17 protein-coding genes, 5 tRNA genes and 1 pseudogene are annotated in these 18966 nt (G+C 74.1%); 8 read left to right on the forward strand and 15 right to left on the reverse strand.

The features are described from left to right. The first annotated feature begins 65 nt into the window (after positions 1-65). Positions 66-650, forward strand: a complete 585-nt coding sequence (locus tag EES43_RS03920; RefSeq protein ID WP_124267377.1) for a CGNR zinc finger domain-containing protein — start codon at positions 66-68, stop codon at positions 648-650. Between the two features lie 40 nt (positions 651-690). Here EES43_RS03920 and EES43_RS30500 read toward each other — a convergent pair whose 3' ends face one another. Together EES43_RS30500 and EES43_RS03925 are read right to left on the reverse strand one after the other, a co-directional pair. Beyond that, entirely contained in the window at positions 691-846 is a 156-nt protein-coding gene (locus EES43_RS30500; RefSeq protein WP_164493115.1) for a hypothetical protein, read from the reverse strand. A 157-nt stretch (positions 847-1003) separates the two neighbouring features. Beyond that, positions 1004-1483: a hypothetical protein gene (locus EES43_RS03925; RefSeq protein ID WP_124267378.1), complete on the reverse strand. Its 480-nt coding sequence runs from the start codon at positions 1481-1483 to the stop codon at positions 1004-1006. A 168-nt stretch (positions 1484-1651) separates the two neighbouring features. Here EES43_RS03925 and EES43_RS03930 point away from each other — a divergent pair, with 168 nt between their 5' ends. Beyond that, a complete protein-coding gene (locus EES43_RS03930) occupies positions 1652-2167 on the forward strand; it encodes a DsbA family protein (RefSeq protein ID WP_124267379.1) in 516 nt (171 codons plus the stop codon). A gap of 28 nt (positions 2168-2195) precedes the next feature. Here the strand turns inward: EES43_RS03930 and EES43_RS03935 are convergent, their stop codons facing one another. The 3 genes from EES43_RS03935 to EES43_RS03945 form a co-directional block, all read right to left on the reverse strand. Next, positions 2196-3032: a GNAT family N-acetyltransferase gene (locus tag EES43_RS03935; RefSeq protein ID WP_124267380.1), complete on the reverse strand. Its 837-nt coding sequence runs from the start codon at positions 3030-3032 to the stop codon at positions 2196-2198. Between the two features lie 67 nt (positions 3033-3099). Further along, entirely contained in the window at positions 3100-3921 is an 822-nt protein-coding gene (locus EES43_RS03940; protein WP_124267381.1) for an aminotransferase class IV, read from the reverse strand. Then, complete coding sequence (locus EES43_RS03945; protein WP_124271776.1) at positions 3918-4955, reverse strand: chorismate-binding protein; 1038 nt, start codon at positions 4953-4955, stop codon at positions 3918-3920. The genes EES43_RS03940 and EES43_RS03945 overlap by 4 nt, the downstream gene beginning before the upstream one ends. Positions 4956-5118: 163 nt before the next feature. Between EES43_RS03945 and EES43_RS03950 the strand changes: the two genes are divergently transcribed. The 5 genes from EES43_RS03950 (at position 5119) to EES43_RS03970 (ending at position 5563) form a co-directional block, all read left to right on the forward strand. Then, positions 5119-5191, forward strand: a tRNA-Gly gene (locus tag EES43_RS03950). Positions 5192-5229: 38 nt separating this feature from the next. After that, a tRNA-Cys gene (locus EES43_RS03955) sits at positions 5230-5303 on the forward strand. A gap of 1 nt (position 5304) precedes the next feature. Next, positions 5305-5376: transfer RNA gene (locus tag EES43_RS03960), tRNA-Val, on the forward strand. Between the two features lie 18 nt (positions 5377-5394). Further along, a tRNA-Val gene (locus EES43_RS03965) sits at positions 5395-5466 on the forward strand. 25 nt (positions 5467-5491) lie between these two features. Beyond that, a tRNA-Val gene (locus EES43_RS03970) sits at positions 5492-5563 on the forward strand. Between the two features lie 51 nt (positions 5564-5614). On the opposite strand, the gene EES43_RS03975 is transcribed toward EES43_RS03970, so the two are convergent. From EES43_RS03975 to EES43_RS31120, 4 genes and pseudogenes are all read right to left on the reverse strand, one after another. Next, positions 5615-5905: a TFIIB-type zinc ribbon-containing protein gene (locus EES43_RS03975; RefSeq protein ID WP_124267382.1), complete on the reverse strand. Its 291-nt coding sequence runs from the start codon at positions 5903-5905 to the stop codon at positions 5615-5617. Positions 5906-5970: 65 nt separating this feature from the next. Further along, on the reverse strand, positions 5971-6930 hold the full coding sequence (locus tag EES43_RS03980; protein WP_124267383.1) for a phosphotransferase family protein: 960 nt from the start codon (positions 6928-6930) through the stop codon (positions 5971-5973). A gap of 259 nt (positions 6931-7189) precedes the next feature. Next, positions 7190-7396: a hypothetical protein gene (locus tag EES43_RS03985; RefSeq protein WP_124267384.1), complete on the reverse strand. Its 207-nt coding sequence runs from the start codon at positions 7394-7396 to the stop codon at positions 7190-7192. 197 nt (positions 7397-7593) lie between these two features. Beyond that, a pseudogene (locus tag EES43_RS31120) lies at positions 7594-7842 on the reverse strand (hypothetical protein); the annotation flags it as partial. Positions 7843-8048: 206 nt separating this feature from the next. Here EES43_RS31120 and EES43_RS03995 point away from each other — a divergent pair. Next, positions 8049-9404, forward strand: coding sequence for a serine/threonine-protein kinase (locus tag EES43_RS03995; protein ID WP_241192323.1), 1356 nt, complete (start codon positions 8049-8051; stop codon positions 9402-9404). Between the two features lie 102 nt (positions 9405-9506). On the opposite strand, the gene EES43_RS04000 is transcribed toward EES43_RS03995, so the two are convergent. The 6 genes from EES43_RS04000 to EES43_RS04025 form a co-directional block, all read right to left on the reverse strand. Then, positions 9507-10325, reverse strand: coding sequence for a TrmH family RNA methyltransferase (locus EES43_RS04000; RefSeq protein WP_124267385.1), 819 nt, complete (start codon positions 10323-10325; stop codon positions 9507-9509). A 63-nt stretch (positions 10326-10388) separates the two neighbouring features. Beyond that, positions 10389-11648, reverse strand: a complete 1260-nt coding sequence (cobA, locus tag EES43_RS04005; RefSeq protein ID WP_124267386.1) for a uroporphyrinogen-III C-methyltransferase — start codon at positions 11646-11648, stop codon at positions 10389-10391. A 174-nt stretch (positions 11649-11822) separates the two neighbouring features. Then, positions 11823-15632 (reverse strand): nicotinate-nucleotide--dimethylbenzimidazole phosphoribosyltransferase, encoded by a 3810-nt coding sequence (gene cobT, locus EES43_RS04010; RefSeq protein WP_124267387.1) that lies wholly within the window; start codon positions 15630-15632, stop codon positions 11823-11825. A 334-nt stretch (positions 15633-15966) separates the two neighbouring features. Next, the gene (gene cbiE / locus EES43_RS04015) at positions 15967-17205 is read right to left on the reverse strand and encodes a precorrin-6y C5,15-methyltransferase (decarboxylating) subunit CbiE (protein WP_124267388.1); all 1239 of its coding nucleotides are present in this window, start codon (positions 17203-17205) and stop codon (positions 15967-15969) included. Positions 17206-17311: 106 nt separating this feature from the next. Then, positions 17312-17962 (reverse strand): GNAT family N-acetyltransferase, encoded by a 651-nt coding sequence (locus tag EES43_RS04020; protein ID WP_346774271.1) that lies wholly within the window; start codon positions 17960-17962, stop codon positions 17312-17314. A gap of 128 nt (positions 17963-18090) precedes the next feature. Further along, positions 18091-18957 carry a MetQ/NlpA family ABC transporter substrate-binding protein gene (locus EES43_RS04025; RefSeq protein WP_124267390.1) on the reverse strand — a complete coding sequence of 289 codons (867 nt, stop codon included), beginning with the start codon at positions 18955-18957 and terminating at the stop codon, positions 18091-18093. Positions 18958-18966 lie beyond the last annotated feature (9 nt).

Here is an 18966-nt window from a genome sequence, read left to right on the forward strand (position 1 = left end):
GGGGAGCCAGTAGAGTCAGCCGCCATCGGCAGGCGCCCGCCCGCCGGAGGCCAGGGAGCGAAAGCGTGCTGATCCCCCACGACACCCGGATCGCCCTCGACACGGTGGTCGATCTGGTGAACACCGCGCCGCAGGACGAGCCGGCGGCGGACACACCCGCGGACGGACCGGCCGACGGGCTCGCGGACGTCGCCGCGCTGTACGCGTTCGCGCAGCGGCACCACATCAGCGGCGTCGGCACGCTCGGCGAGAAGGACCTGACCGCCGTACGGGAGGTGCGGACCCGGTTCGCGGAGGTCTTCGCGGCTCCGGAAGCCCGGACCGCCGCCGACCTGGTCAACCGCCTGGTCGCCGCGGCCGGGACCACTCCGCAGCTCACCGATCACGACGGCTACGACTGGCACGTGCACTACTTCGCGCCGGACGCCTCGATCGGCGACCACCTGGCGGCCGACTGCGGCATGGCGCTCGCGTTCATCATCGTGGCCGGCGAGCAGGACCGGCTGCGCCGGTGCGAGGCGCCGGACTGCGGGCGCGCCTTCGTCGACCTGTCGCGCAACCGCTCCCGCCGCTACTGCTCCAGCCGCACGTGCGGTAATCGGCTCCATGTCGCCGCGTACCGGGCGCGACGGCGGGAGGCCGCGGGCTGAGCGCCGGGGGCGCGCGGCGGACCGGCGGGCCGGGCGGCGGTCACAGGACGAAGAGGTCGTGCAGCGCGGCCAGCAGCAGCAGGCCCCCGACGACCGTCAGAAAGATCATCAGGGGCGGCTGGGAAAGCGCGAAGAGGCAGCCGCGGGGCTCTTCGGCAGGGGGTGCGGGGGCCTCGCCCCGGAATGTTTCCGCCATCTCGGGGCGATCATGACCCACCCGGAACCGGGTTGGCGATCAAGTTGCCCCAACACCCCGGGAGTTCACCGTCCCGAGGCCACGAAAAATCGATCCGGCGTCCGAGCCGCCGTCATGCATTCGGACCGTGGTGCCGGACGGGGGCCGCGCGACGGTCTCAGATGCCGTGCTTCTTGAGAATCGCCTCGATGTCGCTGAAGTCGTCGCCGGGTGCCGCGGCCTGCTGCTTCTTCTCCGGCTTCACCGGCTTCCCCTGCTTCACCGGGGTCGCCGGACCGCGTGCGGAGCCGGTGGTCCCGAGCGAGGGCGCGGAGGCGGCCGGGGCCACCGCCTCGTTCCGCCGGCCGGCGCGGGCGGCCCGGCGCTCCGCCCGTGTCGTACCCCTGCGGCGCTCGACGGATCGCGTGATCATGAACAGCAGCCAGGCCAGGCCGAGCACGCAGAAGCCGATCCAGACGCTCGGCTTGAAGGCGATCCCGGAGAGCCACTCGACGACGCCGGTCAGCACCAGGCCGAAGGGCACCAGCGAGTAGGCGGCGATCCTGGTCGCGGTGAGGAACCGCTTGCGGTACGCGGTGACCGCGGCGATGCCCAGGCCCGCCGCCGACGCGGCGGAACAGATGGTCTCGGCAAGCATCGGGCCTCCAGGAGCACGGGGAAACGTCCCTTCCATCCTGCACCGGCGACCGCCTTCGGGGCCACGCCGCCGGCCCGCCTCAGGGACATTTCAGGGCCGCGCTCCTCCCCGAGGACTGCCCCGTGATCCCGATGACGCATGTGCCGTCCGGCCTGGAAGACTGATTCCATGAGCGAAACCACCCCCGCCGCACCGGTCGTCCTGGACCTCTGGTGCGAACTCGAATGCCCCGACTGCCACCGGGCCCTCACCGACGTGCACGCCCTCCGCGCCCGGTACGGCGACCGCGTGGAGATCAGGCTGCGGCACTTCCCGCTGGAGAAGCACCGGCACGCCTACGCGGCGGCCCAGGCCGCCGAGGAGGCCGCGGCCCAGGGCAAGGACTGGCCCTACGTCGAGGCGGTCCTCGCCCGGACCGCCGACCTGACCCGCGCCGGTGAACCGCTGCTGCTGGAGGTGGCGCGCGAACTGGGACTGGACGCCGAGGAGTTCGACACGGCCCTGATCGACGGACGGCATCTGCTGATCGTCGACGCGGACCAGGCCGAGGGCCGGGCGATCGGCGTCACCGGCACTCCCACCTATGTGATCGGCGACGAGCGGCTGGACGGAGGCCGGAGCCAGGAGGGTCTGCGCGAGCGGATCGAGGAGATCGTCGACCGCCTGCTCGCCGCGCGGGACTGACGCCTTCCCCGCCCGCGCCCCGACCGCTTCAGAGGACCTTGGCCAGGTTGTACCGCGTCGTGGCGTAGCCGAGGGACTCGTACAGCCGCAGCGCGGGCGTGTTCGAGGCGAAGACGTGCAGTCCGAGCCGGTCCTGGCCGCCGGCCCGGGTGATGTCCTCGGCGAGGAGCATCAGGGCCCGGCCGTAACCGCTGCCCCGGTGCTCCTCGCGCACCTCGACGTCGAAGACGTATCCGGCCGGACCGCCCGGCGGCTCGTCCCGCACGGCCACCCAGACGTGGCCGACGGTCTCGTCGCCGCGCAGGAGCACCTGGAAGCGGACGCCTTCGGTCCGCGCGCCGTCGGGGAGGTGGCGGGCGTGGTCCGACTCGGACTTGAGCCGGGCCTGCTCCGGCGGCACACCGCGCTCGGTCCAGGTGCGGGCGTACGAGATGACCGCCTCGCGCCGCCAGGCGGCGAACTCCTCCCCGCTCATCGGGCGCGAGGTCAGACCGCCGGGCAGCGCGGCCGTACCGGGGCCCAGGCGCTTGGCCATGTTGCGGCTGCGTTCGGTGTAACCGAGGGCGACGGCGAGCCGCAGGGCGGGCTCGTTGTCCGCCGGAACCTCCACCCGCGCCCGGGTGCACCCCCACTGCCGCAGCACCTCCTCGGCCGCGAGCACGGCGATCGTGCCGCGTCCGCGCCTGCGCCTCTCCTCGTCGACGCGCAGGTCCCGGACCACCCCGGCCGCGGCGCCGAACGACTCGTCGGTGCTGATCGCGACCGAGCCGACGGGCCGACCGTTGTCGCACACGTCGTAGCCGCGCGAACGCACACCGTCTTCGCCTTGCTGGAGCGGCCCGGACGGCCGGAGTGTCGTAGTCATCAAGGCTTCTATCCCCCGGACGGGCCGGCGTCACGCGCTGAGCCGACTCCCGGGGCCGGGCGCGGCCTTACGGGTCGAGATCCTCGCCGGCCCGCTCCTCGAAGACGCGCATGGCCTTCGCCGTCACCGGCCCGGGTGCCCCCGGCAGCTCCCGGCCGTCGACGCGGTGCACCGCCTGGACGTCGCGCAGGGTGGAGGTCAGGAAGACCTCGTCGGCCTCGGCCAGCGCCCGCATCGGCAGGTCGGTCTCCTCCGCACCGGTCCACTCGACCACGAGGGCGCGGGTGATCCCGGCGAGGCAGCCGCTCGCCACGGGCGGGGTGTGGACGCGGCCGTCCAGGACGACGAACACGTTCGACCCGGTGCCCTCGCAGAGCCGGTCGGCCGTGTTCGGGAACAGCGCCTCCGACGCGCCCTGCTCGCGGGCCCGGGCGAGCGCGACGACGTTCTCCGCGTACGAGGTCGTCTTGAGCCCGGTGAGCGCGCCGCGTTCGTTGCGGGTCCAGGGCACCGTGATCACGGCGGTGGTGTCCGGCCGGCGGGTCACCCCGTCGAGCGCCACGACCAGGCTCGGCCCGTCGTCACCCCGGTCCGAGCCGAGCGGCGAGAGGCCGCCGGTGTACGTGAGGCGCAGCCGGCCCAGGGGTACGGGGTTGGCCTCCACGACGGCGGCGACGGCGCGGCGGACCTCGTCGAGGTCCGGATCGGGCAGGCCGAGCCCGCGCGCCGACCGGGTCAGCCGGTCGAGGTGCCGGGTCAGCGCGAAGGGCCGCCCGTGGCTGGTGCGGACCGTCTCGAAGATGCCGTCGCCCACGGTCAGCCCGTGGTCGAGCACCGGGAGACGGGCGTCCTCCGCGTCGTGCAGTCCCCCGTTGACCCAGATCCTCATGGCGCGGTCCTTCCTGTCTGCTCGTACACACCCGACGCTACAGCGAGCAGCCGGGAAGCCTTCAGTTCGGTCTCGTCCCACTCCCGCTCCGGGTCGGAGCCCCAGGTGATGCCGGCGCCGGTGCCGAAGCACAACAGGGGGGCGGCGCCGGTCCGGTCGATCCAGAACGTCCGTATGCCGACGGCGAGCGAAGCCGTCGACCGGTCGGCGTCGACCCAGCCGATCGCACCGCAGTACGGTCCGCGCGGGCCCCGCTCCAGCTCCGCGATGATCCGCAGGGCGCTGGACTTGGGCGCTCCGGTGACCGAACCGGGCGGGAAGGCCGCGGCGAACAGCTCCGGCCAGCCCGCGCCGTCGGCCAGCCGGCCCCGCACGCTGGACACGAGGTGGACGAGGCCCGGGTGCTTCTCGACGACGCAGAGGTCGGGGACGCTGACGCTGCCGGTCGCGCAGACCCTGCCGAGGTCATTGCGGACGAGGTCCACGATCATGACGTTCTCGGCGTGGTCCTTCTCCAGCAGGTCGGCCTCCGTGCGGCCGGTGCCCTTGATCGGCCCGGACTCGACGGTCCGGCCGTCGCGCCGCAGGAACAGTTCGGGGGACGCGGTGGCCACCTCGATCCCGTGGCCGGGCAGCCGAATCGTTCCGGCGTAGGGGGCTGGGTTGCCGCGGGCGAGCAGGGCGGTGAGGGCGTCGACGTCGGCCGCGCCGGGGCCGGGCAGCGGGGCGGACAGGACCCGGCAGAGGTTCGCCTGGTAGACGTCTCCGGCCGCGATGTGTTCCCGGATCCGCCGCACGCCCGCCGTGTAGGCGTCATGGTCGAGTGACGACGTCCACTCCCCGGCGGCGGGCCCGCGCCAGGCCCCGGGCGCCGGTGCGGGCACCGGCTCCCGGCGGACCGAGGCGAAGCGGGCGCAGACGGGACGGCCTTCGAAATCGGCGCATACGGCCCAGAAGCCGGACGAGTCGAGGGCCGCCGGGTCACGGGTCACGTCCTGCAGACCGGAGGCGACGAGGCCGCCGAAGCGGGCCATGGGAGCGAGGTCGAACACGCTGGTGAGTCTAGGACGGTGCGCGGTGACCCGCGTCGGGGCGGAGGCAGCGCAGCACGCAGCACAAACGCGTTTTTGTGCTGGACCGGGAATCCGCTAGAGTTCAACACGTCGCCGGGACGCGCAAGCGGGCCGGAAAGGACAAGCGGACGTAGCTCAGTTGGTAGAGCGCAACCTTGCCAAGGTTGAGGTCGCCAGTTCGAACCTGGTCGTCCGCTCGCTGAATGATGGGGGTTCTTCCCGAAGCCCCATCCCTGGTGGAGTGGCCGAGAGGCGAGGCAACGGCCTGCAAAGCCGTCTACACGGGTTCAAATCCCGTCTCCACCTCCAAGGACGATTAGCTCAGCGGGAGAGCGCTTCCCTGACACGGAAGAGGTCACTGGTTCAATCCCAGTATCGTCCACTGGTCCGTGAGGACCCCGCGCGATTAGCTCAGCGGGAGAGCGCTTCCCTGACACGGAAGAGGTCACTGGTTCAATCCCAGTATCGCGCACGCAGTACACACGCAGGGTCACCCTGCGCGATTAGCTCAGCGGGAGAGCGCTTCCCTGACACGGAAGAGGTCACTGGTTCAATCCCAGTATCGCGCACCGAAGAGAACCCCCCGGCCGTCTCGGCCGGGGGGTTCTTCGTCTCCCCGCTCAGGAGGAGAAGAGCATCCGGCCGAAGCCCTTCTGGCGGTGGTGGCCGTAGTGACCGCCCTGGTGCGGCGCGCCCCACGCGGGCGCGTGGGCGGCGGGGGCGGCCGGGTATGCCTGCGGGGCGGGCGGAGCGGGCGGGGCCTGCTGCGACCACTGCGACTCCAGGCGGGTCAGGGACTCCAGCTCGCCGTAGTCCAGGAATATCCCCCGGCAGCCGCTGCACTGCTCGATCTGGACGCCATTGCGGTTGTACGTGTGCATCTGCGCGTGACACTTGGGACACTGCATCATCGGCTCGGCTCCTCGCCCTCGTCGTGCCGTCGCCGGAATGCATGCCCGGCCACGGTCAGTTCACCCTACGTCGCGTCCTCGGCGGCCAACTGGGGCGGGAGGGACGCAATTCGGGCACAGGCCTCGATCATCAGCAGCTCCAGCTCGTCCGGATCGCGTTCCTGTGCCGCGCACTTGGCCAGGGCCAGGGCCGCCGTCTGCACGGTCAACGCCCGTGCGGGCACGTCCAACGCCCGCCAGGGGTCGCCGTCGGCGGGCACCGCCGGCCCCCCGGCGGCCCGGTAGGCGTCCAGGAAGAGCAGCCAGTCCTCGTACGGCAGCACGCCGGCCGCGTACCAGGCGGCGGGCCGGGCGAGGTCCCAGGCCGGATCGCCCGTACCGGCGTCGTCGACGTCGATGAGCAGCCAGGGCCCGGCCGGCGCCGGGTGGCGGACGAACTGGCCGAGGTGCAGGTCCCCGTGGCACAGGAAGCCGGCCCGCGTCGCGGGATTCGCCGCCTCGCCGCGGGCCCAGGCGGGCAGGGCCCGCCAGGCGGCCAGGACGGGGCGAACCGGTGGCGGTGTGCCGGGAAGGGCGGTCCGCATCCGCAGGACGGCCCGGGCGGCCTTGGCCGGGCCGCGCATGGGCGGAAGGGGGAACGGGGGCGCGGTCCGGTGGAGGCGGGCGAGCAGTTGGGCGGCCGGGGTCCAGGGAGCGGCGGCCGGGTCGGCGGGGTCGACGGGTGTTCCGTACGGCCAGAGGGAGACGGCACGACGGCCGGCGGCGAGGCCGGGGGGTGCGCCGAGCGGCGGGAGGAGGATGCCGGTCATGGACGGGTCGGCGGCGAGGGCGAGGCGGGCCGACAGGTCCGCGCGGTCCGTGTCCGGCGCGTGGGCCTTGGCCACCACGGGTCCGCTGCGGACGACGGTGCCGTCCGGGCGGTCCGCGAGGACTTCGGGCGGCGCGCAGCCGCGGTGCGTCTGCGCCGGGTGGGCGAGGCGGTGCGCCAGCGCGCCCAGCTCGTCGACGACTGAGGTGGTACGCAACGGCTCCCCCGGCGGCGGTCGGCCGGCTCTGCCGCCGGTCCTCGCAGAGCCTACGCCGCGAGCCGCGTGCTCCAGCCGGTCGGGGCGGCGACCGGCGGCCCCGGCAGGGCCGGTGGGGTCCGGGCGGGTCCGGACAGCGCGATGCCCGGTCAGCTCCCCAGCTGACCGGACAAACGCTGCCGTCCGCCGCACCCCCGTCCCCACGGGGCTGTTGACCGGATGTCGGGTCAGGACCGCTCTTCCGGACCCCGGGCGCCGCTCAGCGCCCCAGCATCACAGCCACGGACGACGCCTGTGTGACCACTGCCTCCCAGCCGCCGAAGACGACGGCGAGCAGGGCTGCCAGGGGAAGGACCATGGCCGTCGCCACCAAGGGGTGGCGGGTGCCGGACGTGCGGGCGCCGAGCGATGCGTACGCCTTGCGTCCTTGCGTACGGACCATCGTCCGCGGTGCCGTGTCCGACATGGTTCCTCTCCTGACGGGTCGTGGAGCGGCGGGCGTACGGCCTCGGGGAACGAGTGCCGCGCCCACCGCTTGACCTCAACACTAGGTAAGCGGCGAGCACACGGCGTCATGCCCGCGTACCTGATTCCGGGCCTCCCGGAGGATGAGCCGTCGAGCGTCGGCGTACTCCTCTGGGTGGAGACGGGGCGCCGGACCTTGGGGTCTTCCCGGAGGGGGCGCCGGGAGGCGTCCTCCCGGGGGACCGGCTGTTCGACCAGGGCCGCCATCCTGGTCGCCCTGAAGCGCGCGGCGCGCACGACCGTGCCGTTTCGGGTGACTTCACTCACTTCGACCACCCCTCGACGGACGGCGCTCGCCACCCTTCGGCCTGCCCGGGAGGCCGCCGTCCCGTACGTCCGGGTGGTGTCCGCGGCGTCCACGACCGTCTCGACCCGGTCACCCTTCACTGATCCAATCCCCCTTCTGCGAGGGTCCTTTGAGATCTCGCACCGGCCGGGGAGCCCGGATCCGCCGCTCCCTGACCACGTTTCGGGTCTCCCACCCGGCACTGACGATCGAATCCCGGGCGAGGGCGCGGCCTCTGAGCGCGCCGGGCGCCGGGTACGTAAGCTGTGCCTCGTCAGGCGGACCAGGCAGCGGGGATGGGCAGACGATGGCGATGATGCGGCTCCGGCGCGAGGACCCGCGTCTCGTCGGCTCGTTCCGGCTGCACCGGCGACTGGGCGCGGGCGGCATGGGCGTCGTCTACCTGGGCTCCGACCGGCGCGGACAGCGGGTCGCGCTGAAGGTGATCCGGCCCGATCTGGCGGAGGACCAGGAGTTCCGTTCGCGGTTCGCGCGCGAGGTCTCGGCCGCGCGGCGCATCCGCGGCGGGTGCACGGCCCGGCTGGTCGCCGCCGATCTGGAGGCGGACCGCCCGTGGTTCGCGACGCAGTACGTGCCCGGCCCCTCCCTGCACGACAAGGTCGCCGAGGAGGGCCCGCTGGCCGCGGCGGAGGTGGCCGCCATCGGCGCGGCGCTCTCCGAGGGGCTGGTCGCGGTGCACGAGGCCGGGGTGGTCCACCGGGACCTGAAGCCGTCGAACATCCTCCTCTCCCCCAAGGGCCCGCGCATCATCGACTTCGGCATCGCCTGGGCGACCGGGGCCAGCACCCTGACGCACGTCGGCACGGCGGTCGGTTCACCCGGGTTCCTGGCTCCGGAGCAGGTCCGGGGCGCGGCGGTGACGCCCGCGACGGACGTGTTCTCGCTCGGCGCGACCCTGGCGTACGCGGCGATGGCCGACTCCCCTTTCGGGCACGGCAGTTCCGAGGTGATGCTGTACCGCGTGGTGCACGAGGAGCCGCAGCTCCACGATGTGCACGACGCCCTGGCCCCGCTGGTGCGCGCCTGCCTGGCCAAGGACCCCGAGGAGCGGCCGAGCACGCTGCAACTGTCCATGCGGCTCAAGGAGATCGCGGCGCGCGAGGCGCAGGGGCTGCACGAGAGCCGTCCGCCCGTGCAGCGTTCGGCGCAGGCCGACCGGCCGACCGGGCGGATGTCCGATCCGTACGCCGATCAGCACACCCGCCGCACGGAGGGCCCGTCGGCCCCGCGCCCGCAGCAGGGCAGGCGTCCGGCGCCGGGGCGTTCGGGCCCGCCGCGCACGGGCGGGTCGCGTCCGCGTCCGGCGCCGCGCGACACCACGCGTTCCGGGAAGCGGCAGGGGCCGGCGGGCGGGACGAACGGCAGGCCGGGCACGCGTTCCGGCAGCCGCACGACGTCGGCGGGCCGGCGGCCGGCCAATCCGCGGCTGCTGCGCCAGCGGCTGGTGGTGTTCGTGGTCGTGACGCTGCTGGTGGCGCTGGGCATCGCGGCTGCGCAGGGCTGCCAGGGCCCGGCGCGGGGGCTCGGCGGGAGCGAGCAGCGGACGGGGGCCGCGTACGCGCCGGAGGCGTCCGGCGCGTACGGCACGTCCGAAGTGGTCGGCGACGCGGCGGCGGATCAGGCCGCGCCGAATCCGTCCTGATGCCGCGTCGGGTCGGCGGGGGCCACCGCGCGGCACGCTAGTCGGATCTGCGGACGTCCCGTCACCGCGCGCCCGGTGGCCCGTATCCGCGCAGGCCCGTGGTCAGTTCTCCGGGCGTCCCGTCGCCACCGCGTAGAAGGCGACGGCGGCGGCGGCCCCCACGTTCAGCGAGTCGACTCCGTGGGCCATCGGGATGCGGACCCACGCGTCGGCGGCCATCAGGGCCTGCCGCGAGAGTCCGTCGCCCTCCGCGCCGAGCATCAGCGCGACCCGCTCCATCCGGTGCGGGGCCGCCTCGTCGATGCTCGTGGCCTTGGCGTCGGGGGTGAGCGCGAGGAGTCGGAATCCCGCTTCCCGTACGGTCTCCAGCGACTTGGGCCAGGATTCGAGCCGGGCGTACGGGACGGAGAAGACCGCGCCCATCGACACCTTGACCGAACGCCGGTAGAGGGGATCGGCGCAGTCCGGGGAGAGCAGCACGGCGTCCATGCCGAGGGCCGCCGCGCTGCGGAAGATCGCACCGATGTTGGTGTGGTCGTTGACCGACTCCATGACCACCACCCGGCGTGCGGTGGTCAGCAGTTCGTCGGAGGCGGGCAGCGGTTTGCGCTGCATGGAGGCGAGGGCTCCGCGGTGGACGTGGTAGCCGGTGACGTGTTCGGCCAGCTCGGGCGTGACCGCGTACACGGGGGCCGGGACCTCGTCGATGACGTCGCGCATCAGGTCGACCCACTTGGCGGAGAGCAGCATGGACCGCATGTCGTATCCGGCGTGCCGGGCGCGTCTGATGACCTTCTCGCCCTCGGCGATGAACAGGCCCTCGGCGGGCTCGCGGCGTCGCCGCAGTTCGACGTCGGTCAGGCCGATGTAGTCGCGCAGGCGCGGGTCGTCGGGATCGTCGACGGTGATGAGATCTGCCACAGGGTGATACTGCCTTGTCCGGTGTGTGGTGCCAACGCCTGGGAGGAGTCGGGTGGGAGCCGGTTACGCGGCCGGGTCGGGCCGCGGCGCGGAGTGGGGCCCGACCGCGACGACCTCGCCGATCACGATCACGGCGGGCGGGCGGACGTCCTCGGCGGCGGCGCGCTCGCCGACGTCGGCCAGGGTGGCGTCCACGCGGCGCTGTGCGGCCGTGGTGCCTTCCTGGACGAGGGCGACCGGCGTGGCCGGGTCCTTGCCGTGGGCGATGAGGGCGGCGGCGATGGCGCCGATCTTGTCGACGGCCATCAGCAGCACGAGGGTGCCGCGCAGCCGGGCGATGGCCGCCCAGTCGACCAGCGAACGCGGGTCGTCCGGCGCCACATGGCCGCTGACCACGGTGAACTCGTGGGCCACGCCGCGGTGGGTGACGGGGATGCCGGCCGCGCCGGGTACGGAGATGGTGCTGGAGATGCCGGGCACGACCGTGCAGGGGATGCCCTCGGCGGCCAGCGCCTGGGCCTCCTCCATGCCGCGGCCGAAGACGAACGGGTCGCCGCCCTTGAGCCGGACCACGGCCTTGCCCGCCTTCGCGTGGTCGATCAGCGCCTGGTTGATCGCCTCCTGGGCCATGTACCGCCCGTAGGGGATCTTCGCCGCGTCGATCACCTCGACGTGCGGCGGCAGTTCGTCGAGCAGGTCGCGGGGGCCGAGCCGGTCGGCGATGACGACGTCGGCCTCGGCGAGGAGGCGGCGACCGCGGACCGTGATCAGGTCGGGGTCGCCGGGGCCGCCGCCGACGAGCGCGACGCCGGGGGCGCGGGTGCGGTGGTGCGGGGCGGTGAGGGTGCCGTCGCGCAGGCCCTCGACGATGGCGTCGCGCAGGGCCGCGGAGTGCCGGGGGTCGCGGCCCTGGGAGGTAGTGGTGAGGACGGCGACCGTCACGTTCTCGCTGCGGCCGGTGGCCGGGGTCCAGGCCGTCGCCGCCTCGGCGTCGTCGGCCCGTACGCACCAGGTGCGGGTCCGCTCCGCCTCGGCGGAGGCGGCGTCGTTGGCGGCGGCGTCGGAGGAGGCGACCAGCGCGTACCAGGTGTCGGCGAGGTCGCCGTCCCGGTAGCGGCGGCGCTCCCAGCGGAACTCGCCGGCGGCGGCCATCGCCTCGACGGAGGGCGTCGCGGACGGGGAGACGAGCGTGATCACGGCGCCGGTGGCGACGAGCGCGGGAAGGCGGCGCTGCGCGACCTGACCGCCGCCGACGACGACGACACGGCGGCCGTGCAGGCGCAGTCCGACGGGGTAAGCGGGGTGATCGTCGTGCTCGGCCATGGCGGTGCGGGCTCCTCGTGCGGGGTGCTGGACAGCGGGCCGCTGCGACGGTGGAGCGGCTGTGACGTGCGGAAAGGGGCGGGGCTCGGCTGGGAACCACGATACGGGGTGCCCGCGGCACGGGCGGGGGCGGTGGGTCGCCCCCGGCGGCTCCCGCCCCCGCCCCTTCCCGGACTACTTCTCCGTCACGCCCGCCGAGTCGAACGTCGCCACCTCGTGCATGGCGCGGGCCGCGCTCTGCACGATCGGGAGCGCCAGCAGCGCGCCCGTGCCCTCGCCCAGGCGCAGGTCGAGGTCGACCAGCGGGCGCAGGCCCAGCTTGTTCAGTGCGGCGACGTGCCCGGGTTCGGCGCTGCGGTGCCCGGCGATGCAGGCTGCCAGCGCCTCGGGGGCGATGGCCCTCGCCACCAGGGCCGCCGCGCCCGCGCTCACACCGTCCAGGATCACCGGCGTGCGCAGGGAGGCGCCGCCGAGCAGGAAGCCCGCCATCGCGGCGTGCTCCAGACCGCCGACCGCCGCGAGCACCCCGATCGGGTCGTCCGCGTCCGGCTGGTGCAGATCCAGCGCCCGGCGTACGACGTCGACCTTGCGGGCGTGCATCTCGTCGTTGATCCCGGTCCCCCGGCCGGTCACCTCGGAGGCGTCGATTCCGGTGTACACGCTGATCAGCGCGGCCGACGCGGTGGTGTTGGCGATGCCCATCTCGCCGGTGAGCAGGGCCTTGTTGCCCGCCGCCACCAGGTCGCGGGCGGTCTCGATGCCGACCTCGATCGCGGCGAGGACCTCCTCGCGGCTGAGCGCCGGCCCGGTGGTGAAGTCCGCCGTCCCGGCGCGGACCTTGCGGGGCAGCAGCCCCGGGGTGGCGGGGAGTTCCGTGGCGACGCCGACGTCGACCACGCAGACCTCGGCCCCGACCTGGGCGGCGAAGGCGTTGCAGACGGCCCCGCCGCCGAGGAAGTTCGCCACCATCTGGGCGGTGACCTCCTGCGGCCACGCCGTGACGCCCTGGGCGTGCACCCCGTGGTCGCCGGCGAAGATCGCGACGGCCGCGGGCTCCGGGATCGGCGGCGGGCACATCCGGGAGAGGCCCGACAACTGCGCCGAGATGATCTCCAGCATGCCGAGGGCCCCGGCGGGCTTGGTCATCCGCTTCTGGCGCTCCCACGCCTCGCCGAGTGCCTTCGCGTCGAGCGGACGGATGGTGGCGATGGTGTCCTGGAGCAGGTCGTGCGGCTCCGCTCCCGGCAGCGCGCGGCGGCCGTACGTCTCCTCGTGCACGACCCAGGACAGCGGGCGGCGCTTGGACCAGCCCGCCTGCACCAGCTCGGGCTCCTCGGGGAACTCGTCGACGTAACCGACGCAGAGGTACGCCACGACTTCGAGGTGTTCGGGCAGGCCGAGCGCGCGCACCATCTCGCGCTCGTCGAAGAAGCTGACCCAGCCGACGCCGAGCCCCTCCGCGCGGGCGGCGAGCCAGAGGTTCTCGACGGCGAGGGCCGAGGAGTACGGGGCCATCTGCGGCTGCGTGTGGCGGCCGAGGGTGTGCCGGCCGCCGCGCGTCGGGTCGGCGGTCACGACGATGTTGACCGGGGTGTCGAGGATGGCCTCGATCTTCAGTTCCTTGAACTGCTTGGCCCGGCCCTTGGGAAGCGACTTGGCGTACGCGTCGCGCTGCATCTGGGCCAGCTCGTGCATGGAGCGGCGGGTCTCGGCCGAGCGGATGACGACGAAGTCCCAGGGCTGGGAGTGGCCGACGCTCGGCGCGGTGTGCGCGGCCTCCAGCACCCTGAGCAGGACCTCGTGCGGAATCGGGTCGCTGCGGAAGCCGTTGCGGATGTCCCGCCGCTCGCGCATGACCTTCAGCACGGCCTCGCGCTCGGCGTCGTCGTAACCGGCGGCGGGCGGGTTGGCCGCCGCCGCCTGCGGGGACGGCGCCTCGGCCGGGGCCGGCTCGGCGGCGGGCCCCTCCGGGGCGGCGGGCCGCTGCTCGGCCTCGGCCTCGGGGGTCTCCTCGGCTTCGGAGGTCCCTTCGGCTTCGGAGGTCTCGATGGCTTCGGGGGTCTCCATGACCTCGGGGCCGGTGCCGTCCTCCGGCTCCGCTTCCGCCGCGGGCGCGGTGTCCGGGAGCTGCTGGGAGGCCGGCTCGGGCGCGCTGACGGCTCCGGTCTCCGCCGGTACGGGGGCGGAGGCGGGCGCGGATGCTTCGGCGGGCGCGGGCGCTGCCTCGGCGGGCTCGGTGACCGCTGCGGGCACGGGGTCCGCGACGGGACCGGCCTCGGCGACGACGGCCTCGGGCTGGGCGTCTTCGGGCGTCGGCACCGCTTGCGGGCTCTCGGCGGCGACCGGGGCCGGGGCTGCCTCCGCGACGGTCTCGGCGGTCGCCGGGGCCGGGCCGGGGTCCGCGACCGCCTCAGCGGGCAGCGGGGCTGCCGCCTGCGGCACGGGCTGCGCGGGCGGCACGGGCTGCGCGGGCTGCGCGGGCGGCACGGACTCGGCGGGCTGCTCGGGCGCGGGCGCCGTGGCCGGCTCGGTGGCGGCGGCCGGCTGCGCGGGTGCGTCGGTCTGCGGAGCGGCCGTCGCCTCCGGGACCGGGGCCTCCACGGGGGCGGGCTGCGCCACGGCGTCGGCAGACGTCTCGGAGGCTGCCTCGGGAGCGGACTCGGAGGCGGCCTCGGGAGCCTTTTCCGGAGCCTCGGCGGGCGTCTCGGCCGGCGCTTCGGCGGGCGGCCGGGCCGCCGGGGCCTCCTCGACGAGTGCGACGGGCACGGCGGGCGGGGCCTGGGCGGTTTCCCGCACCGATGCCTCGGGCCGCGGTGCGTCCGGCACGACGACGGCGACCGGTGCTACCGGCTCGACCGGCGGCACGGCAGCGTCCACGACGGTCGGCGGCACGGGATCGGCGGGCTGCTCCGGCACGGTCCCTTCACCCGGCGCGGCGGGCCGGCCGGGCAGGGCGGCCCCGTGCGGCTCGGCGGCTGCTTCCGGGGCGGCGGGCTCCTCGGGGGGGGCGGCAGGCTCCGCGGGAACGACCGTTTCTGCCGGAACCGGAACCGGAGCCTGCACCGCGTCAGACTCCCGGGCCTGCTCCTGCTGGAGGAGCTGCTCGGGCTGCTCCGAGGGGGCCGTCGACTGCGACTCCTCCGGAGCACTCGGCTCGACCTGGTCGACCTGCTGGGGCTCGTCGACAGGCAGCGCCTCGGTCGGTGCGGCGGCCTGCTCGGGCACGGCCGTCACCGGCTGCTCCTGCGGCGGCTGCGCGTCCCACGGGACGCCGCCCTGCGGCGACATCTCGCCTGTCGGGGGCGCCTCTGAAGGGTGCGTCACCTCGGCCGGAGCGGCCGGAGCGATCGAGGCGTCGAGGTATTCGGGACCGGTCGCGGGCGGGCTCGCGGCGCGGGTCGGGGCCGCCGCCGGACCTCGGTCGGCCAGCGAGCGGACCACCCCGCCGGGCGAACCGCCGTACGACGGGCCCTCGTTGGCCACCGGGCCGCGGTGCAGCGGGCGTCGGGCCGGGGGCTGGGTCTGCGCGGGCGTACCGACGGGAGCGGGTGCGGGGGCCGGGATGCGTACGCCGCTGAGGTCGACGGAGCCCGAGTCGCGGCCTCCGGACTCGTGGGTGCCGTGGGTCTCCACGGGGCCCTGCGGCCCCTGGACCTGCTCGGCGACCCGGGGCTGGTGCGCCTGGTGGGCGTGGGCGGCCTGCTCGGGAACCGCCTGCGCGGCCGGGGCGCGGGTCGGCTGCTGCTGCTGCGGCACGGCCGCCGGGGCCGGCCGGCTCTGCCCGGGCGCCTGTGCGGACTGCGGGTCGCTCCAGGCGCCCTGGGACGTCGGCATCAGCAGGAGGTCGTCGTCCTCGGCGGTGTGCCCGGTGTGCTCGGAGGGGTTGAGGAAGGTGCGCGCTTCCGGGGCGGGGACGCCCGGCTGCTCCACCATGCCTGCGTTCTCCGGCAGTCCCTCGCCCGGGACCTGGCCGGTGTCAGTCATGCGTACCCCTCGCCCATCGTCAGTGCTCCTTCGGCCCTTCGCCCGGGACGCCGAACCACGGCACACCGGTGCTCGTCATCAAGAACGAGCGGCCTCGCCGCGCGGCACGAAACGCCCGCGGACCTGTTCCATTCTCGCGGCCGTTAGCCACCCCGGCGGTCGGTTCCGCCGCGGTGCGCTGTGGACTGCGCCACGTCGCGCGTCCCCCCGGATTGTGCCGTACCACAGCGCGGACCAAAACAGTCCACTTTTCCGGACATTGACGAACGAAACGACGAACGGCCGGGCGCGGTACAACAATCGGCCAGCCTACCTCCCGTACCGTCCCGAACGGTCAGGGGGCGAGGTCGGAGCGCAGCGCGGAGAGCAGGAAGACGACGGAGCGTTCGCGCTCCTCCCACGAGCCGGTGTCCAGGTCGACGGACTGGAGCAGCGAGCAGGCGACGGTGTAGCCGGTGCCGGTGAGGGCCGCGCCGAGCGCCTCGGCCTCGTCGCGCGTGGAGGCGTGCGTGACGATGCGTTCCGGACGCCGGTCGGCGACGGCGGTGGCGACGGGCACGCCGCCGCCGCCGATCCGTACGACGTCGGGTTCCGGAAGGGTCTCCAGGATGTGCGGGGCCCGGCCGCAGACGACCTGGACGGGTACGCCGAAGGCGCGGGCGGCGGCCTCGGTGCGGGTGCAGGCGGCCGGGTCGGCGTCCACGGCGAGGACCGCCGCGCCGAAGCGGGCCGCCTCCACGGCGAGCGCGCCGCTGCCGGAGCCGATGTCCCAGACCAGGTCGCCGGTGCGCGGGCCCAGGCGGGCCAGCTGGGCGGCGCGCAGGGTAGGGGACTCGCCCTCGCCGCTCTCGGGCATCCGGCCCGCGCCCGCCGCGCGGTAGGCGTCGGCGGGCAGCGCCCAGCCCCGCATGCCGCGCGGGTAGGCGGGGTGGCGGCCGGCGATCCACGCGCCGGTGGCGGTGGTCTCCGGGCCGCCGCCGATGACGATGACGACGTTCGGGTCGCGCCAGACGTGGTCGGCGGCCTTGTCGGAGGTGAGGACGGTGACGCGTTCGCGGGCGGTGCCCAGCTCCTCGCAGATGACGAAGGTGCGGTGGACCCCGTCGAGCAGCAGCGCCAGTTCGGCGGGGCCGGCGCCCGGCGAGGTGAGGACGGCGACCTTGTGGTGGGCCCGGCAGACGTTGACCGCGCGGCGCAGGGTGCGCGGGTGGGCGACGACGATCTGGGCGTCGTCCCAGGGCATGCCGGCTCGGGCGAAGGCGGTGGCGACGGAGGAGACGCCGGGGACGACCTCCACTTCGAGGCCGTGCTCGGGGGCGCGCAGGGTGCGCACGACGCCGAAGAAGCCGGGGTCGCCGTCGGCGAGGACGACCGCGCTGCCGCGGTGTGCGGCGATCCGGCGGGCGGCGAGGTCGACGCTGCCGAGGCGGATGCGTTCGGCGTCGCCGGGCACTTCGGGCAGGGCGAGGTGGTGGGCGGCGCCCGCGACGAGTGTCGCGGCCGAGAGCGCGGCCGTGGCCGCTCTGGTCAGTGGCGAGCCGTCCCAGCCGATCACCGTGACCCGGTCGGCCATCGTCGTCTGTCTCCTGACCTGTCGCGGGGCGGGGCTGCCCGTGCGGTGCCGGGCAGGGGTGAGAGTACCCGGTCCGGACCGAGGGCCGTCGGGCGGCCGTGGGGTGTCAGTTCCAGTCGTCGTACGTGCTGTAGCCGCCGGCGTCGGCCAGCTGCTCGGCCACGCCTTCCAGGTCCTCGGGAAGGAGGCCCCAGACGATCAGGTCGGTGCGGATGTCGGTCCAGCCGCCGTCCTCGGTCTGCGTCCGGGCGATCCGGGCGTTGCGCAGGACGCCCTCGCTGATGCAGCCGAGCTTCTGGGCCACCTGCTGGGCGGCGGTGTTGTCGGCCGGAGTGCGCAGCTCGACGCGTTCGAAGCCCTGGTCGCGGAAGAGCCACTCCGCCACGGCCAGCACGCATTCGGCGGCGTACCCCTCGCCGCGCGCCCACGGAGCGGTGATGTAGCGGACCTCGGTGGCCAGGGTGCGCCAGTCGGTGTTGAGGAGGCGTACGGTGCCGACGAGCCGCTGGGTGAGGAACTCGGTGACGGCGAGGACGATGCCGTGGCCCGAGGTGCGTTCCCCAGGGGCGATCCTGCGGACCCAGCGCTCGGCGTCCACCTGTGTGTACGGATGCGGTCCGTCGGCCCAGGCGGTGACGAGTTCGTCGTTCATCATCTCGATGTACGCGGGGACGTCGGCCATGTCGAAGGGGCGCATCACCAACCTGTCCGTGCTGATGGAGATGGACGGAAAGGTGGTAGTCATGCGCAGCTCCATGCCGAAGACCGGTTAAAAGCACAGCATGCAGCATGGGGTCCGCGCGGTGGGCGGGCGGGTCCGCACGACGGAGCCCCGCACTCCCGGAGGGGAGGTGCGGGGCTCCGCGGGCAAGTGCCGGGCGGGTGTCAGGACTTGGCGGGGGCGCCGAAGGCCGGGACGATCGAGCCCTGGTAGGTGTCCTCGATGAACTTCTTGACCTCGTCGGAGTTGAGGAGCTTGGCCAGCTTCTCGACGCGCGGGTCCTTCTCGTTGCCGTCCTTCACCGCGAGGAAGTTGGCGTAGGGGTTGCCCTCGGCCTTCTCCAGCGCGAGGGAGTCCTGGCCGGGCTTGAGGTCGGCCTCGATGGCGTAGTTGCCGTTGATGACGGCGGCGTCCACGTCGTTCAGGGCGCGGGGCACGGTGGCGGCCTCCAGCTCCTTGAACTCCAGGCCCTTGTCGTCGGTGATGTCGCTCAGCTTGGCGTTGGTGCCGACGCCGTCCTTGAGGGTGATCAGACCGTTCTCGGCGAGCAGCTGGAGCGCGCGGCCCTCGTTGGTGGTGTCGTTGGGGACGGCTATCGTCTGGCCGGACTTGATGTCCTTGAGGTCCTTGACCGTCTTGGAGTAGAGCCCCAGCGGCTCCAGGTGCACGTTGACGACCGGGACGATGGTGGTCTTCTGCTTCTTGTTGAAGTCGTCCAGGTAGGGCTTGTGCTGGAAGAAGTTGGCGTCGACCTGGCCGTTCTGGGTGGCGGTGTTCGGCAGGACGTAGTCCGTGAACTCCTTGACCTCCAGCTTCAGGCCCTCCTTGTCCGCCAGGTTGTCCTTGACGAAGTTGAGGATGTCGGCGTGCGGCGTCGGAGACGCGGCGACGACGAGGGCCTTGGAGGTGTCGGCGTTCGCGCCGGTCCCGCTCTTGGACGCCGGGTCGGAGTCCGTACCGCAGGCGGTGAGTCCGAGCGCGAGGGCGGCGGACGCGGCGGCGGCTGCGGTGATCTTGGTGTTCCTACGCACGAGGAGTGC

The sequence above is a fragment of the Streptomyces sp. ADI96-02 genome (assembly GCF_003846185.1).
Lineage (GTDB): Bacteria > Actinomycetota > Actinomycetes > Streptomycetales > Streptomycetaceae > Streptomyces.